The sequence below is a fragment of the Shewanella sp. genome (genome assembly GCF_051658185.1).
Taxonomy (GTDB): Bacteria; Pseudomonadota; Gammaproteobacteria; order Enterobacterales; family Shewanellaceae; genus Shewanella.
On the sequence record NZ_JBOFMC010000149.1, the window covers coordinates 1 to 2,718 of the forward strand.

Genomic DNA, 2,718 nt, shown 5'->3' on the forward strand with positions numbered 1-2,718 from the left:
AAGTCCTAGCGTAAAGTCCTAATGCAAACAGGCTAACGTAAAATCTTATGGCTGCGATATATCGCCTTAGCTCTTGGCCGCTCACCATCTGTTATTGTTCATCGTCCCTATAGGCCATAGTGCTTGCCACCGGCACTCGACGCTTTGCCTAAATGCATCATATCCCTAGTTAATTGCGCAATTTTAGGGTATTTTTCTGCGCTAATAGCTCGAATAAAAAAGATGAATGGTGATGCAATACTTTCCTTTGTTTATCGATACGGTCAATTTAACTGTCCTCTTAGTGGGGGCCGGGGATGTTGCCAGCCGTAAATTGGCGCTATTGAGCCGCACTGAGGCCAATATTCATGTGATAGCGCCAAAGGTGAATGCCGAAGTACAAGATTATGTGCAGAAGGGGCGGATCGTGTTGTCTCAACGGGAAGTGCTGCCCTCTGACATGCAAAATTACGACTTAATCTATTTGGCCACGGCCAATGAGGCGCTCAATGCCGAGCTTGCCTCCCTCGCGGCAGACCGGGGTATTTGGGTGAATGTGGTCGATAATCCGGAGTATTGCCGTTTTATCACGCCATCGATTGTGGATCGGGGCCGCTTGGTCGTGGCGATTAGCACTGCGGGTGCGGCACCGGTGTTTGCGCGGACCATACGCTCCCGACTTGAGACCAGTTTGCCGCCTTCGTTAACGCCCTTATTGGATTTTGTGGCCGGTAGGCGAGCTCAAGTACAGCAACGACTGACCACGGGGACACAGCGGCGGTTATTTTGGGAGCGATTTTTTGCCAGTAACGGTGATCGCTTTGATAGTCGCACCGAGGAGCATTATCGCAATGCTTTTAATCATCTCACCGCCAAGGGCGAAATGTTACTACTGACGGATTCAACACCGCCGCAGCTGTTACCCTGCGCGGCGATGCCATTACTGCAACGCCTCGATTGGATCTATAGCCAAGAGACGATAAGTGAGGCGCTCACCGAAATGGTGCGCCGTGATGCAAATCGCGCTAAGTTACCCGCGCTCAGTGAACTGAGCCAAGCCTATGAGCAAGGCATCCGTATGTTGTTGGTGGCCGATGAAGCTACCATTGCGCGGCTAAAGGCGCATTTCCCGATGGCTAAACATTTGCGTCCCGGCGCGATTTAGTGGGGCTCAGTGTCACGGGCGTATTTGGGCTGGCATATTCACTTAAGACTTGAGTTTATTTGAGCTCGATGCGGGTCTCGGGTAGACTCGCGTCCTCGTTTAGCTTTGGCTGGCAACACCTCTTACACAGGATTTACTATGGCTCCTAAATCGACCGTATTTAAGGTCAATCTGCAAATTGCCGATATGGATCGTCACTATTATCAGGATCATCAATTGACGCTGGCGCAGCATCCTTCAGAAACCGATGGGCGGATGATGGTGCGTCTACTCGCGTTTATTATCAATGCCAGTGCAGACTTAGTGTTCACAAAGGGGTTGTGTGTCGATGATGAACCCGAGCTTTGGGAAAAGAGCCTTGCAGGCGAGATTAACCTGTGGGTGGAATTTGGCCAAGCCGATGAAAAATGGCTAAGAAAAGCCAGTGGCCGTGCCAAAGCCGTGCAGCTTTTTGCCTATGGTGGGCGTAGTGTACCGATTTGGTGGAAGCAAAACGAGCAGGCGCTCGCGCGTTATCATAACCTGAAGGTATGGAATATTGCCGAAGAGTCGGTCACGGCGATGACGGCTTTAGTCAGCCGTACTATGGCGCTGCAAGTCTCCATCAGTGAAGGCCAAATCTGGTTATCGGACAGTCAGCAGAGCGTGCTGGTTGAACCTGAGATCCTCAAAGACATTACCTAACTCATGAATGCAAATTGGTTATGTTAAAGGACGATTCTTTAAGGATTAGCCACCAAGCGGCGGCGTTGCTGGAAAATGTTGTTGCAAAATAAAACCGAGGGGACAGCCATTGTCCGCTCGGTTTTTATTTAATGGTCACATGTAACCGTCGCCACTGCTTTCACACCAAAGCTTTCACGCCACCGCTTTCACACTAGCCAGCTCATGCTCGGGCCATAAGTGGATGGGCTTAAGTCGTGGCTCGCTTAATTAGCTGGGCTTTTTTGCGCCTCGGTTAAAGCCTGATAGCCGCCTGCGTTATAGGCTTGAGTATATCCCGCTGCCACTAGCGCCTTGGTGGCTTTGCCACTGCGGTTACCACTGCGGCAATACAGTACCACGGGGGCATCTTTTGCTATGCCGCGTTTGGCAAACTCCTGCGCGACCTGCTCAAAGGGAATATTGACAGCATTCGCCAAATGGCCTTGGGCAAATTCGGCAGGGGTGCGCACATCGAGCACCATAGCGCCCGCTGCGATTTTATCCCATGCCACTTTGGGATCTTGATCCGTCGCATGCGCCATGATGGGCAGCCATGCTAATGACAACAAGCCTAACACAGTGATACGTATTAAGTGTGGCGTCCAGTTGAGCAAACGGTGGATCACTTGATTTCTCCTTGAAAAATGATGATTAACCTTGTCTGGCGATTTCGGCTTCAGTACGAACGCCCCATTTACGCATTAACATTGCCGCGGGGCAAAATCCGGTAAAGGCACTTTGGAACAGATTGGCACCGACAAAAGCAGTTAACCAGATAAAGTTGTGGTGTACAAAGGCGGTTAACACCAAAGACAGTAACACCATAAAGCCAGCAAAAGCCATAATACTGCGTTCTAACGACATAATTG

At 50.4% G+C, this 2,718-nt stretch carries 4 protein-coding genes; 2 read left to right on the plus strand and 2 right to left on the minus strand.

Annotation, left to right across the window (positions count from 1 at the left end; translation table 11 throughout):
* Positions 1-232 precede the first annotated feature (232 nt).
* Both ACRCZA_RS06215 and ACRCZA_RS06220 read left to right on the plus strand, forming a co-directional pair.
* Positions 233-1,144 carry a precorrin-2 dehydrogenase/sirohydrochlorin ferrochelatase family protein gene (locus ACRCZA_RS06215; protein WP_438673592.1) on the plus strand — a complete coding sequence of 304 codons (912 nt, stop codon included), beginning with the start codon at positions 233-235 and terminating at the stop codon, positions 1,142-1,144.
* 138 nt (positions 1,145-1,282) lie between these two features.
* On the plus strand, positions 1,283-1,828 hold the full coding sequence (locus ACRCZA_RS06220) for a YaeQ family protein (protein ID WP_438673593.1): 546 nt from the start codon (positions 1,283-1,285) through the stop codon (positions 1,826-1,828).
* 245 nt (positions 1,829-2,073) lie between these two features.
* Here the strand turns inward: ACRCZA_RS06220 and ACRCZA_RS06225 are convergent, their stop codons facing one another.
* Positions 2,074-2,391, minus strand: coding sequence for a rhodanese-like domain-containing protein (locus tag ACRCZA_RS06225; RefSeq protein WP_438673594.1), 318 nt, complete (start codon positions 2,389-2,391; stop codon positions 2,074-2,076).
* A gap of 109 nt (positions 2,392-2,500) precedes the next feature.
* Positions 2,501-2,713 carry a YgaP family membrane protein gene (locus ACRCZA_RS06230; protein ID WP_438673595.1) on the minus strand — a complete coding sequence of 71 codons (213 nt, stop codon included), beginning with the start codon at positions 2,711-2,713 and terminating at the stop codon, positions 2,501-2,503.
* Between the last annotated feature and the right edge of the window lie 5 nt (positions 2,714-2,718).